Origin of the sequence: Clostridium sp. CX1 (assembly GCF_025398335.1) — a bacterium.
In the GTDB taxonomy this organism is placed as follows: domain Bacteria; phylum Bacillota; class Clostridia; order Clostridiales; family Clostridiaceae; genus Clostridium_AM; species Clostridium_AM tanneri.
This window is the reverse complement of sequence record NZ_JAODOO010000037.1, coordinates 1-4778: the sequence shown is the minus strand read 5'-3', so window position 1 is coordinate 4778 and position 4778 is coordinate 1. Positions and strand designations below refer to the sequence as shown.

Annotated in this window: 4 protein-coding genes; 3 read left to right on the top strand and 1 reads right to left on the bottom strand. The window is 30.6% G+C overall.

Annotation, left to right across the window (positions count from 1 at the left end; translation table 11 throughout):
• Nucleotides 1-80 precede the first annotated feature (80 nt).
• The gene (locus N4T77_RS19860; protein WP_261673598.1) at nucleotides 81-566 is read right to left on the bottom strand and encodes a hypothetical protein; all 486 of its coding nucleotides are present in this window, start codon (nucleotides 564-566) and stop codon (nucleotides 81-83) included.
• 433 nt (nucleotides 567-999) lie between these two features.
• Here N4T77_RS19860 and N4T77_RS19855 point away from each other — a divergent pair, with 433 nt between their 5' ends.
• The 3 genes from N4T77_RS19855 to N4T77_RS19845 all read left to right on the top strand — a co-directional run bounded on the left by N4T77_RS19855 (nucleotide 1000) and on the right by N4T77_RS19845 (nucleotide 4258).
• Nucleotides 1000-2403: an amino acid permease gene (locus tag N4T77_RS19855; protein ID WP_261673597.1), complete on the top strand. Its 1404-nt coding sequence runs from the start codon at nucleotides 1000-1002 to the stop codon at nucleotides 2401-2403.
• A gap of 228 nt (nucleotides 2404-2631) precedes the next feature.
• Nucleotides 2632-2973, top strand: a complete 342-nt coding sequence (locus N4T77_RS19850; RefSeq protein WP_396125175.1) for a cupin domain-containing protein — start codon at nucleotides 2632-2634, stop codon at nucleotides 2971-2973.
• A 268-nt stretch (nucleotides 2974-3241) separates the two neighbouring features.
• Complete coding sequence (locus N4T77_RS19845; RefSeq protein ID WP_261673596.1) at nucleotides 3242-4258, top strand: DNA polymerase beta superfamily protein; 1017 nt, start codon at nucleotides 3242-3244, stop codon at nucleotides 4256-4258.
• Nucleotides 4259-4778: the final 520 nt, after the last annotated feature.

Genomic DNA, 4778 nt, shown 5'->3' with positions numbered 1-4778 from the left:
GAAGCATCCTTAAATTAAGGGTGCTTTTTTTATGCTTTCAAAAAGGGTTGACGGTAGTTTACAATGAAGTGAAGCTTGAATCAGATAAATCTATAAATATCTTCTATAAACTGGTTGAAGGTTAGTACCTTCGTATCACCTATTAAGACTTTTGCGCTCTCATACATTCTCTTATCTTCTGTAACTAACACGTACATTTCACTACCTTTACAAATATTGATAAGATTATAGTCATTTATAGAAATTTTATTACCATCTACAAAATACATATTATTTTCATATTTAACTTTGCCGTTCTTTACAAAGTCTTCCTGAAATTTTAAATTATCTTCATCAAGGACATGTTCCAGTAATCTTAGAAATCTGTCTGAGAATGCAGTTACTCCTTTAAAATCTATATATTCTTTTTTAGATAATTCCCCAGCTATATCTTTACTAATTTTAAAGTCTATCTCTTTTACATTTTCTATCTCTTTGATTAATTTTGGGCATCTATTCCATATTGCAATTACTACATTAGAGTCTAGCAGATAATATTTAACAACCATTGGTTTTACCTCCTTCATGCTTTTACCTCTAATAGGTTAAGTATAACATTTATATTATTTATATCCCCATGCTTTTTTTTTATTAGCGGATACATTTTTATAATTTCCTTCAACCTTTCTTTATTTTTTAGTTGAAAAAGTACTATTGGTAAATATAAATTTTTAGTTATGAAACTTAGTAAATAGCAATAAAATTACTAAATGTACTAAAAGTCGACAATGTGATATGTGTAATGACTATTTTAGAGATACATTGTCCAAACAAGGATATTCCATGCTTTAAGTTTTATAAAAATTCTTATATAATTTAATACTATATACTGCTACACTATATGGTGTTAAAGTGTATAGTGATAAATTATATATCTTCCACTTGGTTTTATATTTTTAATTAATCAGAGTTAAATGGTAGATATGTAATTATTAATTATTTAAAAAAGGGGGTTTTATTATGAATATTTGGAGAAAAAAGTCTTTAGAGCAAATGCTTCAGGGAGTGCAAAGTTCAGCTTTAAAGAAAAATCTTAAAGCAAAGGACATAGCTGCACTAGGTATTGGAGCAGTTGTTGGCACTGGGATATTTGTGGCAACAGGAGAAGGTGCCCACGCTGCAGGTCCAGCAGTAATTATTTCATTTATTTTAGCAGCTATAGTAGCGTGTCTTTGTGGGTTAAGTTATTGTGAACTTTCTACTATGTTTCCTGTGGCAGGCAGTACTTACTCTTACTCTTATATAGCCTTTGGAGAAATTATTGCACTAGTAGTCGGGTGGTGCTTAACTGCAGAGTATCTCGTTGCAGCTAGTGCCGTTGCTTCAGGTTGGTCAGGAACCTTTGTTGGTATTTTGAAATCTATTGGAATTTCACTTCCCCAAACTTTTGTTGCGTCTCCTAGTAAAGGGGGAATAGTAGATTTACCTGCTGTGTTAATAACACTAATTTTAACTACTCTTTTATGTTATGGAATGAAAGAAAGTGCAAAACTAAATAATATAATTGTTGGTATAAAAATATTTATTATTCTTCTTTTTATAACTCTAGGAGTAACGCATATAAATCCAGTAAACTATAGTCCCTTTGCTCCTTTTGGTTGGCAAGGAATTTTTGCTGGAACAACAACCATATTCTTTTCATACCTTGGATTTGATGCAATTGCGACTTCTGCAGAGGAGGCAGAAAATCCAACAAGAGATATGCCACTTGGACTAATGATCTGCTTAGCAGCAGTTAGTCTGCTATATGTTGCAGTAGCTGTTGTTCTTACAGGAATGGTTCCTTTTAGGGAGATAATTTCGGAAAATGCAGTACCTGGTGCTTTAGCAAGAGTAGGTATTAATTGGGGGTCTGCTTTAATAGGCACTGGAGCAATACTAGGGATGATTTCTACAATACTAGCAGTACTTTATGGACAAGTTAGAGTATTTATGGTTATGTCAAGAGATGGATTGCTACCAAAGGTATTTTCAACGATACATCCTAAACATCAAACTCCATATTTATCAACTATAATAACAGGCATTACAGCTTCAATAATTGCTGGTTTTTTGCCATTAGGCATCATAGTACAATTTCTAAGCATAGGTACTTTGCTAAGTTTTATTCTTGTATCTTTAGGAGTGATTGTCCTGAGAAAAACTATGCCTAATTTAGAAAGAAAATTTAAATGTCCTGGAGTTCCATATACGCCTATTGTAACTATAACATGCTGTATAATATTATTATTAAAGATACATGCAATAACCTGGATTGGATTTGCTGTTTGGTTATCTATAGGATTAGTGACCTATTTTACATATGGAAGAAAGCACAGTACTCTTCAAAATGCAGAACAGTCATCAGCATCAAAAATTGCATAGTACTTATAGCTAACGGCACTAATAAAATGAGATATCTTCATAACGTATATTTATCTTACTAGTGAACTAAAAAATTTAACTCTGTGTTAATTTAAGTAAGTTTTCAGCATAAGTAATATTTAACTTTTTTTAGGGAAATATAGTTAGATGTAACGTGGGTTACGGAATTTTTCTGTTACTTTGGTTAATATATACATATAAGTAATAATTACAAGTGGAGGCGATATTATGGCACAACATTTAATAAAAAATATTGATTTTTCAAAGGTTATAGAAATGGAATCATTAGTAGACTATCAAGAGGGAAGAGTAGTTAGCAGAACGCTTGCTCAAGGAAAATCTTTAAGTCTTACACTATTTGCCTTTGATAAGGGAGAGGAAATTAGTTCCCACTCTTCTGGTGGAGATGCAATGGTCTATCTTCTAGATGGAGAAGCCGAGATTACTGTTGGAGAAGAGAAGTTTAATGTGAAAAAAGGTGAAACCATTGTTATGCCAGCAGGAATTCCACATGCTTTGTTGGCTACAGAAAAGTTTAAAATGCTTTTAGTTGTTGTTTTTAGCCTATAGTTTATATAAATAATATTAATGGCTATATAACTATTTGCAGGATTAATTACTCAGAAAGTAGAAGAGTAGAATGAAAAAATAGAAAAGAGTATATGATTTTATAGAGAATTATATGCTCTTTTTTAGGTTCAAATAAATAGGTTTTAATCTTTTAGGGAGAGATATTAGTATGATATAATAGGTCAATTATGTAAAATATCTATTTAGGAGAGGGTGTGAAAATCTAGTGGGTTTTCGATTATTACACTATAACCCATTAAGAGAATAAATGAATATAGAAGAAATGAAAATGAAGATAGATAGTAAGGAATATAGTTTTTTAAGAGAAGATAAAAGGCTAAATAATCATTTAATACTGCTAACTACTGGTGGAAGTTATGCTTATGGGACCAATATAGATAGTGGGGAACATGTTAGCGATTTCGATTTAAGAGGAATTTACTTAAATAGTAAAGAAGAAATATTAACTATGAATTGCTATAATAAACCAATTGAAAACAGGGAATTAGATGTAACTATATACCCCTTAAAGCAAATAATTAATTTGCTTACTAATGCTAATCCTAATACTATAGAACTACTGGGTACAAAGGAGGAGCATTTGTTTATTTGTTCAAAGGAAGGAAAAATGCTAAGAGACAATGCAAAGTTATTTCTATCAAGACGTGCATATGCTTCTTTCGGAGGCTATGCTACACAACAGCTTCGTAGACTTCAAAATGCACTGGCTCATGACAGTTATCCTCAACCAGAAAAAGAAAAGCACATTCTAGGTAGCATTAATAGACAGATGATGACTTTTACTGATAGATATAAAAATATTACAGAAGATATACTGAATCTATACATTGATCAGTCAGAAAAGGATGGATTGGAAAATGAAATATTTATAGATATTAAACTAAAACATTATCCATTAAGGGATCTTAAAAATATGTATTCAGAGATGGCTCAAGTGCTGAATGATTATGATAAATTAAACCATAGAAACAACAAAAAGGATACTCTTCATCTTTTAAAGCATTCAATGCACTTAATAAGGTTGTTAAAGATGGGGACTGAAATATTGGAAGGAAAGGGAATAAATACTTATAGAGAAGAAGACAGAGAGCTACTTTTAGATATAAGGAATGGTAAATACTCTTATGATGAAATATTTGAGATGGTAGATAAATATGAAGGTGATTTTAAATACGCTGCCAAATATACTTTGCTGCCTGATAAACCAGACTACAACAAGATAAATGAGTTAGTGATGGAGATTAATAAAGGGGTTATTTGCTAAGTAATAATAGAAATGAGAGAATAGTTCCGAATTAGAACATAGCAAACGACTAATTAAATATTTTTATAGTATTAGTGAACCACTTTAACTTATGTAAACTAAGTCAGGCGTATCTATATGATAAACTTAGAGAAAAGTGTAGAAAATAAAAGAATAAAGGTTGTAAACTTGGATGAATACATTTAGAGAATTGTCTTGTGTATAATAAACATGATAAGATAACATTCGTCGCTAATGAGCGGCGGATAAAGTTTTAATATCATAAAGTAATGATAAAAGTTGAGAGAAAAAACTATTGACACTAAATAACGATTTATGATATTATATAAAAGTTGTCGGAAACGACAAAAAATAAAAAAATCTACAAAATTCTTGACAAGCTAAAAGAAGCATGATAAAATGTTTAAGCAGTCGAGATGAGAAAAAATGATCCTTGAAAATTAAACAGAGGTAAAGATAAGTAAAACTTGTTTTTAAAATAAACCAGCAATTCTTTGAGTTACTTTTAAAGTAACAAAAC

What these genes read in the sequence shown, in the direction of transcription:
- N4T77_RS19855 (WP_261673597.1), top strand. Translation starts at nt 1,000, where the DNA reads ATGAATATTTGGAGAAAAAAGTCTTTAGAGCAAATGCTTCAGGGAGTG.
- N4T77_RS19860 (WP_261673598.1), bottom strand. Translation starts at nt 566, where the DNA reads ATGAAGGAGGTAAAACCAATGGTTGTTAAATATTATCTGCTAGACTCT.
- N4T77_RS19845 (WP_261673596.1), top strand. Translation starts at nt 3,242, where the DNA reads ATGAATATAGAAGAAATGAAAATGAAGATAGATAGTAAGGAATATAGT.
- N4T77_RS19850 (WP_396125175.1), top strand. Translation starts at nt 2,632, where the DNA reads ATGGCACAACATTTAATAAAAAATATTGATTTTTCAAAGGTTATAGAA.